Raw genomic sequence first — 17788 nt, forward strand, 5'->3', positions numbered from 1 at the left:
ATCAGGCGACCAGGACGCCTGCGGTCATGAAGGGTTGCAGTTCGGCCGTGTGCTGGGCTGCCACCTCGGGGTGGCCGTGGTACTGGGCTGGGGTGTTCTGGAACAGGACAATGCGCCACGTGTTGCCGGAGGGTTCCACCAGCAGGGTCTGCACGGCGTTGGCAGAGGGGTTCAGGACGGTGCCGCCGGGTGGGGCCATTCCGGCTATTGCGATCAGCATGGTGGTGTCGGAGCCCAGGGGGCGCAATTGGCGTACTTTTGCCACGTATTTGGCGGTGGGGTGGTCCGCGAAGATTGGTCTGAGATGTTCGGCCACCCGGTTGCCGGGTATCTGGCTGCCGTCGAACCCTACGAGCAGGGCGTCCGCGGCGAACAAAGCCGCGAAGTCGTCTGCCCGTCGTTTGTTCCAGGCGTCCAGCAATTGCTGATACAGCTCACGCGCGGCGGCTCCGCCAAGCCCTCCGTCAGTAATCACGATCGTCAATAACACCATAACGGCGGAGGGTGTCCAAGCCGGTTGCCACCCGAACGGGTCACAGTGCCAAACCCCGTTTCCCCCAAGGCCGACCCGCCGGGGCAAACCGGGCGGCGGCGGCGAGCCGGGCAGACAGCCGCGCCCCGATCGGCGATCCTCGTCGGATGGCTCAGTACGTCGTTCTGGTGAACGGCCTCCCGGGCGCCGGCAAGAGCACGCTCGCCGGCGCGCTGGGACCGCTGCTGGGCATCCCCGTGATCAGCAAGGACACGCTGAAGGAGGCGATGGCCGCCGCGGCACCGGGTGTCCCGGCGGCGGCCGTCGGGCCGGTCGCCGCCGGGAGCATGTGGGACCTGGCCGGGGCCGTCCCGGGTGGGGTGCTGCTGGAGTCGTGGTGGTTCCGGCCGCGCGACCGCGGATTCGCCGAAGCCGGCCTGCGCCGCGCCGGCGCCACCACGGCCGTCGAGGTCTGGTGCGACCTGCCCGCCGGCCTCGCCCTGGACCGGGTGCGGCAGCGCGACCGCGGCGACCTCTACGACGACGACCGGCACGTGCGCGAATTCTGGGACCGGTGGGCGGCCGAGGCGGAGCCGCTGGGCATCGGCGAGGTGCTGACCGTCCGCACCGACCAGCCGGTCGACCATGCCGCGCTCGCCCGGCGGCTCAGCACCGCCGTGGAAGGCACGGTGGTGAGCCCGCCGGTCCGGACCGCGGCCGCGGTGGCCCGGCCGCCCGCGCCGCTGCCGAACGCCGCCGCCCATCCGCATTGACCCGCCTACGCCTCCTCGAACGCCTCCGGGGACGGGCACGAGCACACCAGATTCCGGTCGCCGTAGGCGCCGTCGATGCGGCGCACCGGCGGCCAGTACTTGGCCGTCGGCGACACCCCGGACGGGTAGGCCGCCACCGACCGCGGATAGGCGTGCTCCCACACGTCCGCCGACACGGCGGCCGCCGTGTGCGGGGCGTTCGCGAGCGGGTTGTCGTCGCGCGGCCAGGCGCCGGACGCCACCCGGTCGATCTCGGCGCGGATGGCGATCATCGCGGCGCAGAAGCGGTCCAGCTCGACCAGGTCCTCGCTCTCGGTCGGCTCCACCATCAGCGTGCCGGCCACCGGGAACGACATGGTGGGGGCGTGGAAGCCGTAGTCGATCAGGCGCTTCGCGACGTCGTCGACCGTCACGCCGGTCGCCTTCGTGAGCGGGCGCAGGTCGAGGATGCACTCGTGGGCCACCAGGCCGTTGTTGCCGGCGTACAGCACCGGATAGTGGTCGCGCAGCCGGGCCGCCACGTAGTTCGCCGCCAGCACCGCGGCCGCGGTCGCCTGGGCCAGGCCGTCCGGTCCCATCATCCGCAGGTACGCCCACGAGATCGGCAGGATGCCGGCCGAGCCGTGCGCGGCCGCCGACACGGCGTGGTGGTCGCCGGCCAGCAGCGGGTCGCCGGGCAGGAACCCGGCCAGGTGGGAGCGCACCGCGACCGGGCCGACGCCGGGACCGCCGCCGCCGTGCGGGATGCAGAACGTCTTGTGCAGGTTCAGGTGCGACACGTCGGCGCCGAACCTGCCGGGCTTCGCGAAGCCGACCAGCGCGTTCAGGTTGGCGCCGTCGACGTACACCTGGCCGCCGGCGTCGTGCACCAGGGCGCACAGGTCGGCGATCGAAGTCTCGTACACGCCGTGGGTGGACGGGTAGGTGACCATGATCGCGGCCAGTTGCGCGGCGTGCTTCTCGATCTTGGCGCGCAGGTCGGCCAGGTCCACGTTGCCCTGGTCGTCGCAGGCCACCACCACGACGCGCATGCCGGCCATCACGGCGCTGGCCGCGTTCGTGCCGTGCGCGCTCGACGGGATCAGGCACACGTCGCGGTGGGCGTCGCCACGGGACCGGTGGTAGCCGCGGATCGCCAGCAGGCCGGCCAGCTCACCCTGCGAGCCGGCGTTCGGCTGCACGGACACCGCGTCATAGCCGGTGATCTCGGCGAGCCAGCCCTCCAACTGGGCCACCAGGTGCTCGTAGCCGGCCGTCTGGGAAGCGGGCGCGTAGGGGTGGATGTCGGCGAACTCGGGCCAGCTCACCGGCTCCATCTCGGTGGTGGCGTTCAGCTTCATGGTGCACGAGCCCAGCGGGATCATGCCGCGGTCCAGCGCGTAGTCGCGGTCGGACAGCTGCCGCAGGTAGCGCAGCATGCTGGTCTCGGAATGGTGGGTGCGGAAGACCGGGTGGGTGAGGAAGTCGGTGGTGCGGTCCAGGCTCTCCGGCAGGACGCGGTCCCGGGCGGGTGCAGGGGCCGCGCCGAACGCGGCCAGGACCGTGGACACGTTTGCGGCCGTCGTCGTCTCGTCGGCCGCCACCGACACCCGGTCTTCGTCCACCAGCCGCAGGTCGACACCCGCCGCCGCGGCGGCCGCGACCACCTCGGCGGCCCGGCCGGGCACCCGCGCGGTCACCGTGTCGAAGAACGCGGCGTGCTCGATGGTCACCCCGGCCGCCGCGAGCCCGGCGGCGATCTCCCGGGCCCGGTCATGGGTACGCCGGGCGATCGCGCGCAACCCGTCCGGCCCGTGGTACACCGCGTACATGCTCGCCATCACCGCCAGCAGCACCTGCGCCGTACAGATGTTGCTGGTCGCCTTCTCCCGCCGGATGTGCTGCTCGCGGGTCTGCAACGCCAGCCGGTACGCGGGCGCGCCGTCGGCGTCCTTCGACACCCCGACCAGCCGGCCCGGCAACGACCGCTCCAGCCCGGACCGCACCGCCAGATAACCCGCGTGCGGGCCGCCGAACCCGAGCGGCACCCCGAACCGCTGCGTCGTACCGGCCGCGATGTCCGCACCCATCTCGCCGGGCGCCCGCAGCAGCGTCAGCGCCAGCAGGTCGGCGGCCACCGTGACCAGGGCACCCGCGGCATGGGCGGCCTCGATCAAAGACAGATGATCCCGTACGGCTCCGGAAGCGCCCGGATACTGCAGGTGCAACCCGAAGAACGCCTCCGGCAGCGGGTCACCGCCCTCCAGGCCGGCATGAGTCAGGTCGACCAGCGCGAGCTCGATGTTCAGCGGCTCGGCCCGGGTCCGCAGCACCGACAACGTCTGCGGCAACGTGTCCGCGTCGACGACGTACACCTGCGACTTTGATTTTGAAGCCCGCCGGGCCAGGGTCATCGCCTCGGCCACCGCGGTGCCCTCGTCCAGCATCGACGCGTTGGCCGTCGCCAGCCCGGTCAGGTCGGTCACCATCGTCTGGAAGTTCAGCAGCGCCTCCAGCCGGCCCTGACTGATCTCCGGCTGGTACGGCGTGTAGGCCGTGTACCAGGCCGGGTTCTCCAGCACGTTGCGCCGGATCACCGCGGGCGTGACCGTGCCGTAGTAACCCAGCCCGATCATCGGCGTCGCCACCGTGTTGCCGGCCGCGATCGCCCGCAGCTCGGCGATCGCCTCCTCCTCGGACGCCGCCGCCGGCAGATTCAGGCTGCCGCGCCAGCGGATCACCTCGGGTACGGCCGCATCCATCAGCGCGTCGAGCGATGCGTACCCGATCGACTTGAACATGTGGGTCTGCTCGTCGGTGTCCGGACCGATGTGCCGGGAAGCGAACGACATAGGGCGACTCCTAGGGCAGAGAGGTCGACGAAGCGGCCTCCCCCTCTGTCATACCCAGCGGGCACTCCAGAGTCGCCTGCCCACGCGGTCCTTTTGCCTGAGAGGTTCCGGGGAGGATTTGCCCCTTCGGCGCCGCCCGGTCACAGGCGGTCTCTCCCGCATGGCTGCGACCAAAGTACCAGTGACCTGGTTGCGAACAGGTATCTCTAGGGTGTGGATGTGACCTACAACCCGGCGGACGACCGCTACGACACGATGATCTACCGCCGCTCCGGCCGCAGCGGCCTCCGGCTGCCCGTGATCTCCCTCGGCCTCTGGCACAACTTCGGCGACGGCCGGCCCTGGGAACGGCAGCGCGACATCGTCCGGCGCGCGTTCGACCTCGGCGTCACCCACTTCGACCTGGCCAACAACTACGGCCCGCCGCCGGGCAGCGCCGAGACCAACCTCGGCCGCATCCTGGCCGGCGACCTGCGGCCGCACCGCGACGAAATCGTCGTCTCCACCAAGGCCGGGTACCACATGTGGAACGGCCCGTACGGCGAGTGGGGCTCCCGCAAATACCTGGTCAGCTCGCTCGACCAGTCGCTGCGCCGGCTCGGCCTCGACTACGTCGACATCTTCTACCACCACCGGCCCGACCCGGACACGCCGCTCGAGGAGACGATGGCCGCCCTCGACGCGGTGGTCCGCGCCGGCAAGGCCCTCTACGTCGGGATCAGCAACTACACCAGCGAGCAGACCGCCCGGGCCGCCGCGATCCTGCGCGACCTCGGCACGCCGCTGCTCATCCACCAGCCGTCGTACTCGATCCTCAACCGCTGGATCGAGAAGGACAACCTGCTCGACACCCTGGAAACCGCGGGCGCCGGCTGCATCGCGTTCAGCCCGCTGCAGCAGGGCCTGCTCACCGACCGCTACCTGGACGGCATCCCGGACGACTCGCGGGTGCGCACCAGCGTCTTCCTCAACGAGGACGCCCTGGACAACCGCACCCTGGCCCGGATACACGCGCTCAACGACATCGCGAAGCGCCGCGGCCAATCGCTGGCCCAGATGGCGCTGGCCTGGGCGCTGCGCGACCCCCGGATGACCAGCCTCATCATCGGCGCCAGCAGCGTCACCCAGCTCGAGGCCAACGTCGCGGCGGTCGGCAACCTGGCACTGGCCGAGGAGGAACTGGGCGCCATCGACGGGACCGTCCTGGACCTGTGATCGAGCAGCAACCGGGGCGCTGGAGGCGGATCTCACCGTGCTGGGGGCGGTGCTCTCTACGCGCCTGAGCTGATCCTTTTGGGTGGTCGGCGAAGCCGGCGTTCGTGGGTTGGTGCGGCCTGCCGCACTGCCTGTAAGGCATCCTAGGATTCTAGGAACTTAGGTGGGGGCGGGATGTCGGTTTACCCTGATCACATGCACGCGCCCGTGGTCCACCTTGCGCGGCCGCACCGACCGGTGCTGGTTGCTGGGACCCTTGGGGAATTGGCGGGGCCGACCCGTGGTCTGGTCGAGTTGCCGCTGCGGCTGTGGTGGCACCCGCAGCGCACGTTCGACCTGGACGATCCCACCATGCTGGCGTGGATGTACGAGAACGTGCTGCGCGAGTCGATCCGGGTCGACGAGCTGCGGTCCTACCTCGACGGTGCCACGCTGGTGCGGATCTGGCCGCAGCTCAACCTCCCCCGCGCGGTGCGGGCCGCCTGGGAGGCCCGCCACCCGCGCCTGCGCCGGGTCGCGGTCCGGGCTGCCGGGTGACGTTCGAGGACTTCTACCGGGACGTCGCGCGGGTGGCGCTCACGGTGGCCACCAAGCACGGCTTCGTCCTCGGCGGCGGGGTGGCGTGGCTGGTCAACGGGCTGGTCGACCGGCCCACCGAGGACGTCGACCTGTTCACCGACACGGCCGGCGGGGTACGGGCGGCAGCCGGTGAGGTGACCGCGGCGCTGACCGCGGCGGGTTACCGGGTGGTCCGCGAGGAGGGCGACGAACTGTTCGCCGGGATGGACGAGGACCTGCAGGAGTTCGTGGTCGCGGGGCCGGACCGGGCGCTGCGGCTCACCCTGTGCCGGCTGGACCGGCACCGGGCGCCGGTGGTGATGGATCTCGGGCCGGTCATGCACCTCGACGACCTGGTCGCCACCAAGGTGGCCGCGCTGGTCAACCGGCGCGAGGTGCGCGACTACATCGACGTGGCTGCGGCGCTGGACCGCTATCCGCTGGACCGGGTGCTGGAGCTGGCGGCGGCCGCGGATCCGGCGCTGGACCCGGCGGACGTCGCCGACGCGGGCCGGTACCTGGACCGGATCGACGACGTCCGGTTCACGCTGTACGGGCTGAGCGCAGCGGACATCGCCGCGCTGCGGGACCGGTTGCGGGACTGGCCGCGCTAGACGTCGGCCCCTTATATGTCGGACCCTTAGATGTCGGCTCGGCTTATATGTCGGCTCGGCGCAGCCAGTAGTTCAGCGTGAACGGGCCGTGCCCGTACGTCTGCGCCCCGCCCAGAGCGTCACCCACGCCGGTGGTGACCTTCTCGATCCGCAGCTTCGCCTTGGCGAAGATGGGCTTGCAGGTCTGCTCGGTGAGCGACAGCGGGTGCATGTGGTCGGCCTTGTCGTGCATGTCGAAGGTGAGGAAGGCCAGGCCGTCCGGCTTCAGGTACTGCCGGATGTTGTCGACGATCTGCGGGAAGTCGTAGCAGTGGTCCAGCACGTTGATGCTGATCACCAGGTCGCAGCGGCCCACCAGCTCGGTGATCAGCTGCTCGGCCGGCGTCGAGTAGAGTTCGGCCGCGTCCTTGAGGTCGGTGTTCTCGATCTCGGTGAGGAAGCGGTCGGCGAGCGGCTCGACGACCACGAGGTGTGCGCCGGTGAAGAACTTGGTGCGCAACATGCTTCCGGCCCCGACGTCGACCACGGTACGGCCCGCGTACTGTTCCGGTGTGAAACCGAAATGGCGCAGGAGCCGGTCGGTCTGGCGCATGAAATCGGGGGTCTGCCGCCACTTGTTGTTCTTGTGGAAGAGGAACTCCCCCTCCTGCGCCTCGGTCGCCCACTTGTCGCGGGACTCGGTGGTCTTGGCCACCACCTGCGGGGCGCCGCCGCGGCGGCGGAGCAGACGATTTACCACACGCCGGGCGCGGCGCTTGAGCGCCACCATCGTAGTCATGGCAGCGCAGACTACGCGATCATGAGGTAGCGGACAGTCCCGTCCGATGAAGCCTCGCCATTCGTCAAATGTCGATAAGGTAGCCGCGAAATGACGCTTACGGATCGCCTACCGGGAAGCTCCGAACCCGACGCGGTCTTCGATGCCTTCCAGAAGTGGGCCACCGAACAGGGCCTCGCCCTCTACACCCACCAGGAAGAGGCGTTGATCGAGCTGGCCACCGGTGCCAACGTCATCCTCAACACCCCCACCGGCTCCGGCAAGAGCCTGGTCGCGACCGGTGCGCACTTCATCGCGCTGGCCAGCGAGCGCACCACCTTCTACACCGCACCGATCAAGGCGCTGGTCAGCGAGAAGTTCTTCGCCCTGTGCGCGGTCTTCGGGGCGCACAACGTCGGCATGCTGACCGGCGACGCCAGCGTCAACGCGGACGCCCCGATCATCTGCTGCACCGCCGAGATCCTGGCGAACCTGGCGCTGCGCGAGGGCGCCGACGCCGACGTCGGCCAGGTGGTGATGGACGAGTTCCACTTCTACGCCGAGCCGGACCGGGGCTGGGCCTGGCAGGTGCCGCTGCTGGAACTTCCGCAGGCACAGTTCCTGCTGATGTCGGCCACGCTCGGCGACACCACCCGGTTCATCGGCGACCTGACCCGGCGCACCGGCCGGGCCACCGCGGTGGTGGCCAGCGCCGAGCGCCCGGTCCCGCTGATGTTCTCGTACGCGATGACGCCGCTGCACGAGACGATCGAGGAACTGCTGCAGACGAAGCAGGCGCCGGTCTACATCGTGCACTTCACCCAGGCCGCCGCCCTGGAGCGCGCGCAGTCGCTGACGAGCATCAACATGTGCACCCGGGCCGAGAAGGACGCGATCGCCGCGGCCATCGGCAACTTCCGGTTCACCGCGGGCTTCGGCCGGCAGCTGTCCCGGCTGGTGCGGCACGGCATCGGCGTACACCACGCCGGCATGCTGCCGAAATACCGGCGGCTGGTGGAGACGCTCGCCCAGGCGGGTCTGCTCAAGGTCATTTGCGGTACGGACACACTGGGCGTCGGCATCAACGTCCCGATCCGGACGGTGCTGTTCACCGGCCTGTCCAAGTACGACGGGGTGAAGACGCGCCTGCTCAAGGCCCGCGAATTCCACCAGATCGCGGGCCGGGCCGGCCGGGCCGGCTTCGACACCCTGGGCACCGTGATCGTGCAGGCCCCCGAGCATGTCATCGACAACGAGCGGGCCCTGGCCAAGGCGGGCGACGACCCCAAGAAAAGGCGCAAGGTGGTACGCAAGAAGCCGCCGGAGGGCACGATCGGCTGGGGACAGCCCACGTTCGACCGCCTGGTGACCGCCGACCCGGAACCGCTGACGTCGTCGTTCCAGGTCTCGCACGCCATGCTGCTGAACGTGATCGCGCGCGGCGGCGACCCGTTCGCGGCCATGCGGCACCTGCTCACCGACAACCACGAGGAGCCGGGGGCGCAGCGGCGGCACATCCGGCGGGCCGTCGCGATCGCCCGGGCGCTGACCGCCGGCGGGGTGATCGAACGGACCGAGACCGGCACCTACCGCCTGGTCGAGGACCTGCAGCTGGACTTCGCGCTCAACCAGGCGCTGTCCCCGTTCGCGCTGGCCTGCCTCGAACTGCTGGACCGGGAGGCGCCGGACTACCCGCTGGACGTGGTGTCGGTGATCGAGTCGACCCTCGAGGACCCGCGGCAGGTGGTGTCGGCGCAGCGGCAGAAGGCGCGCGGCGAGGCCGTCAACGCCATGAAGGCCGAGGGCATCGAGTACGAGCAGCGGATGGAGCTCCTCGAGGACGTCACCCACCCGCGGCCGCTGCTGGAACTGCTGGAGAACGCGTACGAGACCTACCGGCGCGGGCATCCGTGGGTGGCGGACTACGAGCTCAAACCGAAGTCCGTGGTACGCGACATGTACGAGCGGGCGATGACCTTCACCGAGTACGTGTCGTTCTACGGCCTGTCCCGGTCCGAGGGGCTGGTGCTGCGCTACCTGGCCGACGCGTTCCGGGCGCTGCGGCAGACGGTGCCCGAGGACGCCCGGACCGAGGAGCTCACCGACCTGATCGAGTGGCTCGGCGAGCTGGTCCGGCAGGTCGACTCCAGCCTGCTCGACGAGTGGGAGCGGCTGCGCAACCCGGGCGCCGTGGTCGAGGAGGTGCGCCTCGACGACAAGCCGCCGGCGGTCACCCGCAACACCCGGGCGTTCCGGGTGCTGGTGCGCAACGCGCTGTTCCGCCGGGTCGAGCTGTGCGCCCTGCGCCGTTGGGACGTGCTCGGCGACCTCGACGGCGAGAACGGCTGGACCGCGGAGCGCTGGTCGGACGCGATGGCGGGGTACTTCGAGGAGTACGGCGAGATCGGCACCGGACCGGCGGCGCGCGGGCCGGCCTTCCTGCACATCGACACGGGCCTGCACACCGACGCGGGCGCCACGGCCTGGACGGTCCGGCAGGTGTTCGAGGACCCGGACGGCGACCACGACTGGGGCATCGACGCCACGGTCGACCTGGCCGCCTCGGACGAGGCCGGCGCCGCAGCGGTGACGGTGATCGCCGTCGGCCCGCACTGATGCGGGTAAACCGGCGGGTCCTTGGGTACGAGCGGAAGGTGGCCGTCGACGGCGCCGCCGCCCTGTGCGCCGCCGGCGTCCACCCCACCGGCCCCATCGGCTGCCCGCGGTGACCGCGCCGTCGCCGCGGTGGCGGGAGCTGATCGAGGAGCGGCTGGACGAGGCGGTCGCCGTGCTGGGGCGGGTACCCGGCGTGCACGGGCTGATCGTGGGCGGCAGCGTCGGGCGGGGCGAGCCGTGGCCGATGTCGGACATCGACCTGCTGCCGGTGTTCACCGACGGGATCGTGGACCTGGAACGGCAGCAGGCCGGGCTGGTCGACTGGTGGGCCGCGTCGGGCCGGGCGCAGAACCTGGACATGGGCCGGCTCGCGTTCACCGCCGCGGAGATCCGGGCCGCCCTCGCCAGTGGGCCCGGCTGGCTGGTCGAGCGGTTCGACGACGTGCGCTGGTTCCACGGGATCGACAAGGCGTACGGCGGGCGGGCCGCAAATGCCGGGGACGCGTTGACGACGTCGTTCGCGGGCTGGATCGGGGCGATGCGATTCGATCCCGTGGTGGTCGCGGCCCGGCTCGATCGGTGGCGCGGACAGGCGCGCGACGCCTTCGACCGGGCGAGCGGTGCTGCGGACCCGGCTGTCGCGACGTGGTGGCTGCGGGAGTCGGCGCGTGCGCTGCGGATGGTGCTGCTGGAGAGCTGGGGTGAGCGGCTCGGCTCGATGGGGCGGGAGTGGACCCGGTTCGAACGGATGGCGTCCCGGCACGACGGCGTGGCAGTGGCCGCCCGGATCGCGGTGCTGGCGGGCGCGGACGCGGCCGGTGCCCCGGACCGGGCCCGGACGGCGCCGGCCTGGCTGCGGGAACGCATCGACCTGGCGCTCGGCGCGCGCACCGCGGTCGGCGAGGACGTTTCGGCCGCCCAGAACGCCCGCGACCAGCTGGCCGCGTTCACCGTCCACGTCGTCCGGCACCACCCGCACCTGGCTGGCCCGTGGACCGGCACCCCCAATCCGGAGCTCGCCGCCCACCTGGCCGAACTCGGCGAACTGCTGGAGATGCAACCTTTCCGGCCGCTGTAGGGTCCTTGGGTCGTGGAACGCTGGGAAGCACCGGAAACCTTCGTCGACTTCGTCCGCAACCGGCATGTCGAACTGCTGCGCTTCGCCCATGTGCTGACCGGTGACCGGCACCTCGCCGAGGACCTCGTACAGGACGCGCTGGAGCGTACCGGCATGGCCTGGAAACGCCTGGCCCGGCGGGACGACCCCGAGGGCTACACCCGGAAGATCATCCTGAACCGCTACCTGAACCGGCTGCGCAAGCTGAAACGGGAACGGCTCATGGCACACCCGCCCGAGGGCCCGCCGGTCGAGGACGGCACCGCCGACGACCAGGTGCGCCGGGCGCTGGCCGGACTGCCCCGCCAGCAGCGCGCCGTGCTGGTGCTGCGCTACTACCTCGACCTTTCCGAGGCCCAGATCGCCGACGCGCTGGGCTGCTCGGTCGGCGCCGTGAAGAGCAACGCGTCCCGTGGCATGGCCAAGCTCCGGGCGGCCATCGCCGTCCCCGACGTCAAGGAGCCCGTCCGATGACCGCCGACCAGCGCCTGCGGGCCGAACTCACCGACGACCGGTACGCGCTGCCGGGCTGGCCCGACCCGGTCGGCCGGATCAGCACCGGCGTCCGCCGCCGGAAGCAGCGTCGCCGGGTCAACGCCGCGGCCGCGGGTCTGGCCGTCCTGGTCCTGGCCGGACTCGGCATCCCCTCGCTGCGCGGCGGCGCTACGCCGGACACCACGGCCGGCAGCGCGGTGCCCTGGGCCGACGTGCCCGCGCCGGAGCCGTCCCTGGCCCGCCGCAGCGTCCGACCGGACGCCCGGGACTGTGCGGCGGCCGACCTCGGCAAGGCATGGTCGGAGAGCAACGGCCCCGGCCACACCGTCGTCCTCCTGCCCACCCGGATCGACTCGCGGTGCACGCTGCGCGGATCGGCCGGGATCGTCGCCACCGACATCCGGACCGGCGAGCGCGGCCCGGTCAGCACCACGCAGAGCTGGGTGGACGGAGCCAGCACCGGCGCGGCCGGCTACGACGGGGTCAGCCAGGTGCCGGCCACCATCGATCCGGGCGAGCCGGCCCGCCTCGACGTGGTCACCACGGCCGACTGCGCCGGGCCGCCGGCGGACACCCACCGCTACCGGGACGTGGCGGTGGTGGTGCAGGGCCGCGAAATCCCGGTGCCGGCCGTGCTGCTGTCCACCGCCTGCCCGGTCCAGGTGGGTATCTGGCGGGTACTGCCCCCGCTGCTGAACCTGCCCTGGGTAACCGCCACGATCGTAGCGCCGCAGCAGGTACGGCGCGGCGAGACGCTGCGGTACGAGGTGACCCTGACCGGCAAGCTGGCCAACCTGAAGCCCTGCCCCACCTACCGGCAGAGACTCGGCACCACGGGCGAGACGCTGCGCCTGAACTGCGCGGCCTTCCCGGAGAAGCCGGGCAAGACGGTTCGCCTCGCGATGGAGCTGGACGTGCCGGCGGACGCGGCGCCCGGCGACACCCGGCTGACGTGGATGCTGGTCGCCGGGGACGGCCACGTCGTCATCGCCGACCTGTCCACCGGCGGGGTTGCGGTCGAGATCACCGGATAGCTACTGCGGGGCGGTCGCCGGTGCCCACCACCCGGAACGGCGTGGTCTGCTCGAGCACCCGGGGCTCCTGAGTCTCGTCGCCGCAGAGCAGGACGACGGGCTGGCGGGGCAGGCCCGAGTCGGTGGCCGGCACCCAGCCGACCACCAGCCAGTCCCGGTCGTCCGCGCGGAGATAGAGCGGGTAGTTCTGCGCGATCACGAAGCTGACGCTACGCGCCGGCGGGGCGGCGCCGCAGCTTAACCGTGCTGTCGGTGCGGGTGTGCAGCTCGTTGTCGGGGCCGACCTGTTCGCGCGGGTGGATCTCGGTCTTCAGGATCTCCCACTCCCCCTCGGCGAGCTGGAGGGCGGCGATCACCTCGTCCGGGGTCGGAAAATGCGGGTGGTCCCCGTGGCCGTCGTGCTGGCTGTGGCCGTCGTGCTGGCTGTGGCCGTCGTGCTGGCTGTGGCCGTCGTGCTCGCCGTGGTCCTCGTGCTGGCCGTCGTGGTCGGTGTGGTCCTCGGGACTGCCGTGGCTGCGGAACGGGCCGTGATCCATGTGGCCCTCGATCAGCAGGATGCCGCCGGGAGCGACCGCTTCGGCGGCGCGGCGCAGGATCTTGTCCCGGTCGAAGTCCTTCCAGAAATGCAGGAACTGGGCGCTGACCAGGTCGTACTCGCCCTCCGGGAAGGTCTGGACAAGGTCGTGGTGCTGCCAGTCGACGCTGACCCCGGCCTCGGCCGCGTGCCCGGCGGCGCGGCGCAGCGCCACCGTGGAGATGTCGGCGGCGGTCACCCGCCAGCCCTGCCGGGCCAGCCAGACCGCGTCGGCGCCCTCACCGCTGCCCAGGTCGAGGGCGCGGCCCGGCGGTAGGTCACCGACCTCGGCGACCAGCGCGACGTTCGGGTTGCCGCTCCAGATCCGGTCACTCTCTTCGTACCGGGCGTTCCACTCGTGCTCGTGACTCATGCGGTCCATCGTGCGGCAGCCGGACGGCGCGGCGGCAACTACTTTGCTGGAACGGCAACATACTCGCGCAGGTGCCGCGCGGTGAGCGTGTCGCCCGCACCGACTAGCGCCGCGGGCGTACCGGTGAACACCACCCGGCCGCCGTCGTGACCGGCGCCCGGGCCGAGGTCGACGATCCAGTCGGCGTGCGCCATGACGGCCTGGTGGTGCTCGATCACGATCACCGTGTTACCGGCGTCCACCAATCGGTCCAGCAGAGCCAGCAGCTTGTCGACGTCGGCCAGGTGCAGGCCGGTGGTGGGTTCGTCCAGCAGGTAGGTGGTCGGGCCCTCGGCCATGCGGATGGCCAGCTTGAGGCGCTGCCGTTCGCCACCGGACAGCGTGGTCAGGGGCTGGCCCAGGGTCAGATAGCCGAGCCCGACGCCGTCCAGCCGGTCCAGGATGGTGCGGGCCGCCTTCTCGGTCTTCTCGGTGAAGAACTCGCGGGCCGCGGTCACCGGCATGCCGAGGACCTCGCTGATGTCCCGGCCGCGCAGCCTGTACTCGAGGACCTGCGGGGTGAACCGCTTGCCCTCGCACTGTTCGCAGACGCTGGCCACGCCGGCCATCATGGCGAGGTCGACGTAGGCCAGGCCGATGCCCTTGCAGTTCGGGCAGGCGCCCTCCGAGTTCGCGCTGAACAGGGCCGGCTTCACGCCGTTGGCCTTGGCGAACGCGGCGCGCACCGGGTCCAGCAGACCGGTGTAGGTGGCCGGGTTGCTGCGCCGGGAGCCGCGGATCGCCGACTGGTCGACGACCTGGACGCCGGCGCGGTGCTCGAGCGAGCCGTACAGCAGCGAACTCTTGCCGGAGCCGGCCACACCGGTGACGACCGTGAGCACGCCCAGCGGAAGGTCGACGTCGACGTGCTGGAGGTTGTGCAGGCTGGCGCCGCGGATCTCCAGGACGCCGGTGCGCTCCCGGAACTGCGGCTTCAGGGACACCTTGTGGTCGAGGTAACGGCCGGTCAGGGTGCCGGAGGCGCGCAGTTCCGTCACGGTGCCCTGGAACTGCAGGTGGCCGCCGTCGGGGCCGGCGCCGGGACCGAGGTCCACCACGTGGTCGGCGATCGCGATGGTTTCCGGCTTGTGCTCGACGACCAGGACCGTGTTGCCCTTGTCCTTGAGGCGCAGCAGCAACGTATTCATCCGCTGGATGTCGTGCGGGTGCAGGCCGACCGTGGGCTCGTCGAAGACGTACGTGATATCGGTGAGGCTGGAGCCCAGGTGGCGCACCATCTTGACGCGCTGCGCCTCGCCGCCGGACAGCGTCGCCGACTCACGGTCCAGCGACAGGTAACCGAGCCCGATTTCGACCAGCGAGTCCAGCGTGCCGCGCAGGTTGGCCAGCACCGGGCCGACCGACGGTGCGCTGATCTCGTCGAGGAACGCGGCCAGGTCGCTGACCTGCATGGCCGAGCACTCGGCGATGTTGCGGCCGGCGATCCGCGACTCCAGCACCGACGGCTTGAGCCGGGTGCCGCCGCACTCCTTGCACGCGGTGAACGTGGCGACCCGGTCGATGAACGCACGGATGTGCGGCTGCGCCGACTCGCGTTCCTTCGACAGGTACATCCGTTGGACTTTGACGACGAGTCCCTCGTACGACGTATTGATGCCGTTGATCTTGACCTTGGTCGCCGGTTTGTAGAGGAAGTCGGCCCACTCCTGCTCGGTGTAGTCGCGCAGCGGCTTGTCCGGGTCGAACAGGCCGCACTCGGCGAACCCCTTCACATACCAGCCGTCGACGCTGAAGTTCGGCACCATAATCGCGCCCTGGTTGATCGACCGGTCGCGGTCGACCAGGCCCTCGACGTCGATCGCGGACACCTTGCCGAGGCCCTCGCAGGCCGGGCACATGCCCTCGGCGTTGAACGAGTACGCCAGGGCGCTGCCGGCGCTGGGCACACCGATCCGGGAGAAAATGATCCGGAGCATCGTGTACGCGTCGGTGGCGGTGCCGAGCGTGGACCGCGAGTTGGCGCCCATCCGCTCCTGGTCGACCACGATCGCGGCACTCAGGTTGTGCAGCGCGTCCACGTCCGGGCGCGACGGACTGCCCATGAACGACTGGAGGAAGGCCGAGTACGTCTCGTTGATCAGCCGCTGCGACTCGGCCGCGATGGTGCCGAAGACCAGCGAACTCTTGCCGGAACCCGAGACCCCGGTGAAAACCGTGAGGCGGCGCTTCGGTACGTCGAGCGAGATGTCGGCGAGATTGTTCTCGCGGGCGCCGCGCACCTGGATGACGTCGTGCGAGTCGGCGGCCTCAGCCGGCACTGTTCTCAACCAGCATTGTCTTCAACCAGCACTGTTTCAAACCAGCGCTGTTCTCAACCGGCACGGCGGCGGGCTCTCCTGGCGGCCAGCTCATCGCCTGCCGGCGGTTCCTCGGGGACGGCCGGCAGCGGCTGCGGGCCGGCGGCCGGCTCGGCGGGCAGGTGCGAGAGCGAACCCTGGATCTCCTTGAACGCTCCGCCGATCGCGATGCCGAACACGCCCTGGCCGCCCTGCAGCAGGTCGACGACCTCCTCGGGCGAGCGGCACTCGTACACGGTTGTCCCGTCCGAGATCAACGTGATCCCGGCCAGGTCGTCCACCCCCCGGGAGCGCAGCGCCTCGATCGCGCGCCGGATGTTCTGCAGCGACACGCCCGCGTCCAGCAGGCGCTTCACGACCTTGAGCACCACCAGATCGCGGAACGAGTACAGACGCTGCGTGCCGGAGCCCGACGCGTCCCGGATGCTCGGCACCACCAGCGTGGTGCGCGCCCAGTAGTCGAGCTGGCGGTAACTGATGCCGACCGCCTGGCAGGCCGTCACCCCGCGATAACCGACCGAGCCGTCCTCGCCGACGAGTGGGCCTTCTAACGGCTGCTCGTGCACGCGACTACCTCCCCGCTGCGCGGTGCCGCTTCACCTGGACTTCACGAGCGTATATCTCAGCGCCCGGCTTGGAAGGGAGGTAATGCGACGACACGCCGCCGGTGGGCGACTCGCGTGTTCTGCGTGGCTGGGCTTTGCGGGTTCTACGCCAGGCCTTGCGGGGTGCTGTGGCCGGCGGTGCGCTTATCCCGCGAAATCCTCGGGACGGACCTGGTCGAGGAACTCGCGGAACTTCTCGACCTCGTCCTCCTGCTCGTCCGGGATCACGATACCGGCCTCGGTGAGCACCTGGTCGGCACAACGGATCGGCGCGCCGACACGCAGCGCCAGGGCGATCGAGTCGCTCGGCCGGGCGGACACCCGCAGCTCGTCGCCGATCAGCAGGTCGGCGTAGAAGACGTTGTCCTTCAGTTCGGTGATCTCGACGGCCTTCAGCGGGGCCTCGAGCGCCTTGAGGATGTCGCGGAGCAGGTCGTGGGTCAGCGGCCGGGCCGGTTTCACGCCCTGCTGCTCGTACGCGATGGCCGTAGCCTCCACGGCGCCGATCCAGATCGGCAGGTACCGATCACCGTCGACCTCTCGCAGCAGGACGATCGGCTGGTTGCTCGGAAGCTCCACCCGAACCCCGACCACGCTCAGCTCGCGCACCGCCCGCCTCCGTGTCGCTATTAGTCGCCGCCTGCCCCGCACGGCCCCCTTATCCTGCACGGTACACGCCCCGCGTCCGGAACCCACGGGTGCGCCATTCCCGGCTCAGCGGCCTAGTTCGCCCCGCAGGCCGGCCCGCACCAGTGCCCCGTGCAGCTTCTGCGAGAGGGCCTGCAGCTCACGTGCGGTCTCGGCGGCCCGAGCCCGCGCCGCCGGGTCGCTCTGCCGCACCAGCGGTGCCAGCAGCTGCGCGAACAGGCCGACCTCGCGGTCCGCGGCGGCCCGGAACGCACGCAGATGGCGCACCTCCAGGCCGTACCGGGTGAGGCCAACCACCGCCTCGACGATGAGCACCGCGTCACCGTCGTACCAGCCTGGCGGTTTAGCGGTGACGAGTCCGATCTGTTCTAGTTCGTCCAGAAGGCTGCCGGACACCCCGGTGCGTTCGATCACATCCGCCCGGGGGATCCGGGTGTCGGACGGGTCGGCCGCCTTCTCGGCACCGACCGCCACCAGGGACGGCCGGGCCGGAGCGACGGCGACCGGCTCGTCGTCCATCCGGTCCAGCTGCTCCCGGATCACCCGAAGGGGTAGGTACTGGTCGCGCTGCGCGGTCAACACGAACCGCAGCCGCGCCACGTCGTTCCAGGAGTACTTGCGGTACCCGGAGGCGGTGCGCTGGGGATCGACCAGCCCCTCCGCCTCCAGGAACCGCAGCTTGGAGATCGTGGTGTCGGGGAACTCGGTGCGCAGGTGGGCCAGGACCTCCCCGATGCTCATCAGCGCAG

General features: G+C 70.9%; 17 protein-coding genes and 1 riboswitch. Of the genes, 8 read left to right on the top strand and 9 right to left on the bottom strand.

What is annotated here, in order from left to right:
- Position 1 precedes the first annotated feature (1 nt).
- Positions 2-475 carry an SgcJ/EcaC family oxidoreductase gene (locus tag Ari01nite_RS31305; RefSeq protein WP_239163195.1) on the bottom strand — a complete coding sequence of 158 codons (474 nt, stop codon included), beginning with the start codon at positions 473-475 and terminating at the stop codon, positions 2-4.
- Between the two features lie 164 nt (positions 476-639).
- Here Ari01nite_RS31305 and Ari01nite_RS31310 point away from each other — a divergent pair, with 164 nt between their 5' ends.
- On the top strand, positions 640-1245 hold the full coding sequence (locus tag Ari01nite_RS31310) for a P-loop nucleotide/nucleoside kinase family protein (RefSeq protein ID WP_203785814.1): 606 nt from the start codon (positions 640-642) through the stop codon (positions 1243-1245).
- 5 nt (positions 1246-1250) lie between these two features.
- Here the strand turns inward: Ari01nite_RS31310 and gcvP are convergent, their stop codons facing one another.
- A complete protein-coding gene (gcvP, locus tag Ari01nite_RS31315; protein WP_203785815.1) occupies positions 1251-4076 on the bottom strand; it encodes an aminomethyl-transferring glycine dehydrogenase in 2826 nt (941 codons plus the stop codon).
- Between the two features lie 75 nt (positions 4077-4151).
- Positions 4152-4245: riboswitch (glycine riboswitch) on the bottom strand.
- 50 nt (positions 4246-4295) lie between these two features.
- Here gcvP and mgrA point away from each other — a divergent pair.
- The 3 genes from mgrA to Ari01nite_RS31330 all read left to right on the top strand — a co-directional run bounded on the left by mgrA (position 4296) and on the right by Ari01nite_RS31330 (position 6463).
- Positions 4296-5291 carry an L-glyceraldehyde 3-phosphate reductase gene (gene mgrA / locus Ari01nite_RS31320; RefSeq protein WP_438872251.1) on the top strand — a complete coding sequence of 332 codons (996 nt, stop codon included), beginning with the start codon at positions 4296-4298 and terminating at the stop codon, positions 5289-5291.
- A 195-nt stretch (positions 5292-5486) separates the two neighbouring features.
- Positions 5487-5828: a hypothetical protein gene (locus Ari01nite_RS31325; RefSeq protein ID WP_203785817.1), complete on the top strand. Its 342-nt coding sequence runs from the start codon at positions 5487-5489 to the stop codon at positions 5826-5828.
- The gene (locus tag Ari01nite_RS31330; RefSeq protein WP_203785818.1) at positions 5825-6463 is read left to right on the top strand and encodes a nucleotidyl transferase AbiEii/AbiGii toxin family protein; all 639 of its coding nucleotides are present in this window, start codon (positions 5825-5827) and stop codon (positions 6461-6463) included. The genes Ari01nite_RS31325 and Ari01nite_RS31330 overlap by 4 nt, the downstream gene beginning before the upstream one ends.
- A 43-nt stretch (positions 6464-6506) precedes the next feature.
- On the opposite strand, the gene Ari01nite_RS31335 is transcribed toward Ari01nite_RS31330, so the two are convergent.
- The gene (locus Ari01nite_RS31335) at positions 6507-7241 is read right to left on the bottom strand and encodes a class I SAM-dependent methyltransferase (protein WP_203785819.1); all 735 of its coding nucleotides are present in this window, start codon (positions 7239-7241) and stop codon (positions 6507-6509) included.
- 90 nt (positions 7242-7331) lie between these two features.
- Here Ari01nite_RS31335 and Ari01nite_RS31340 point away from each other — a divergent pair, with 90 nt between their 5' ends.
- From Ari01nite_RS31340 to Ari01nite_RS31355, 4 genes are all read left to right on the top strand, one after another.
- A complete protein-coding gene (locus Ari01nite_RS31340; RefSeq protein WP_203785820.1) occupies positions 7332-9836 on the top strand; it encodes a DEAD/DEAH box helicase in 2505 nt (834 codons plus the stop codon).
- Positions 9837-9945: 109 nt separating this feature from the next.
- Positions 9946-10914, top strand: a complete 969-nt coding sequence (locus Ari01nite_RS31345; protein ID WP_203785821.1) for a nucleotidyltransferase domain-containing protein — start codon at positions 9946-9948, stop codon at positions 10912-10914.
- Positions 10915-10926: 12 nt separating this feature from the next.
- On the top strand, positions 10927-11427 hold the full coding sequence (locus Ari01nite_RS31350; RefSeq protein WP_203785822.1) for a SigE family RNA polymerase sigma factor: 501 nt from the start codon (positions 10927-10929) through the stop codon (positions 11425-11427).
- Complete coding sequence (locus tag Ari01nite_RS31355; RefSeq protein WP_203785823.1) at positions 11424-12482, top strand: hypothetical protein; 1059 nt, start codon at positions 11424-11426, stop codon at positions 12480-12482. The genes Ari01nite_RS31350 and Ari01nite_RS31355 overlap by 4 nt, the downstream gene beginning before the upstream one ends.
- On the opposite strand, the gene Ari01nite_RS31360 is transcribed toward Ari01nite_RS31355, so the two are convergent.
- The 6 genes from Ari01nite_RS31360 to ftsR form a co-directional block, all read right to left on the bottom strand.
- Entirely contained in the window at positions 12472-12681 is a 210-nt protein-coding gene (locus tag Ari01nite_RS31360) for a hypothetical protein (RefSeq protein WP_203785824.1), read from the bottom strand. The genes Ari01nite_RS31355 and Ari01nite_RS31360 overlap by 11 nt on opposite strands.
- A 10-nt stretch (positions 12682-12691) precedes the next feature.
- Complete coding sequence (locus tag Ari01nite_RS51005) at positions 12692-13429, bottom strand: class I SAM-dependent methyltransferase (RefSeq protein WP_203785825.1); 738 nt, start codon at positions 13427-13429, stop codon at positions 12692-12694.
- Between the two features lie 38 nt (positions 13430-13467).
- The gene (locus tag Ari01nite_RS31370; protein ID WP_203785826.1) at positions 13468-15756 is read right to left on the bottom strand and encodes an ATP-binding cassette domain-containing protein; all 2289 of its coding nucleotides are present in this window, start codon (positions 15754-15756) and stop codon (positions 13468-13470) included.
- Positions 15757-15800: 44 nt separating this feature from the next.
- Positions 15801-16352, bottom strand: a complete 552-nt coding sequence (locus Ari01nite_RS31375; protein ID WP_203785827.1) for a MerR family transcriptional regulator — start codon at positions 16350-16352, stop codon at positions 15801-15803.
- A 183-nt stretch (positions 16353-16535) separates the two neighbouring features.
- Complete coding sequence (locus Ari01nite_RS31380) at positions 16536-17000, bottom strand: bifunctional nuclease family protein (protein ID WP_203785828.1); 465 nt, start codon at positions 16998-17000, stop codon at positions 16536-16538.
- A 105-nt stretch (positions 17001-17105) separates the two neighbouring features.
- On the bottom strand, positions 17106-17780 hold the full coding sequence (ftsR, locus tag Ari01nite_RS31385) for a transcriptional regulator FtsR (RefSeq protein ID WP_203785829.1): 675 nt from the start codon (positions 17778-17780) through the stop codon (positions 17106-17108).
- Positions 17781-17788: the final 8 nt, after the last annotated feature.

This window comes from Paractinoplanes rishiriensis (assembly GCF_016862375.1).
Lineage (GTDB): Bacteria > Actinomycetota > Actinomycetes > Mycobacteriales > Micromonosporaceae > Actinoplanes > Actinoplanes rishiriensis.

Coding starts and splice junctions, on each gene's coding strand:
- Ari01nite_RS31310 (WP_203785814.1), top strand. CDS start 640: ATGGCTCAGTACGTCGTTCTGGTGAACGGCCTCCCGGGCGCCGGCAAG.
- gcvP (WP_203785815.1), bottom strand. CDS start 4,076: ATGTCGTTCGCTTCCCGGCACATCGGTCCGGACACCGACGAGCAGACC.
- Ari01nite_RS31325 (WP_203785817.1), top strand. CDS start 5,487: ATGCACGCGCCCGTGGTCCACCTTGCGCGGCCGCACCGACCGGTGCTG.
- Ari01nite_RS31335 (WP_203785819.1), bottom strand. CDS start 7,241: ATGACTACGATGGTGGCGCTCAAGCGCCGCGCCCGGCGTGTGGTAAAT.
- Ari01nite_RS31340 (WP_203785820.1), top strand. CDS start 7,332: ATGACGCTTACGGATCGCCTACCGGGAAGCTCCGAACCCGACGCGGTC.
- Ari01nite_RS31355 (WP_203785823.1), top strand. CDS start 11,424: ATGACCGCCGACCAGCGCCTGCGGGCCGAACTCACCGACGACCGGTAC.
- Ari01nite_RS51005 (WP_203785825.1), bottom strand. CDS start 13,429: ATGAGTCACGAGCACGAGTGGAACGCCCGGTACGAAGAGAGTGACCGG.
- ftsR (WP_203785829.1), bottom strand. CDS start 17,780: ATGAGCATCGGGGAGGTCCTGGCCCACCTGCGCACCGAGTTCCCCGAC.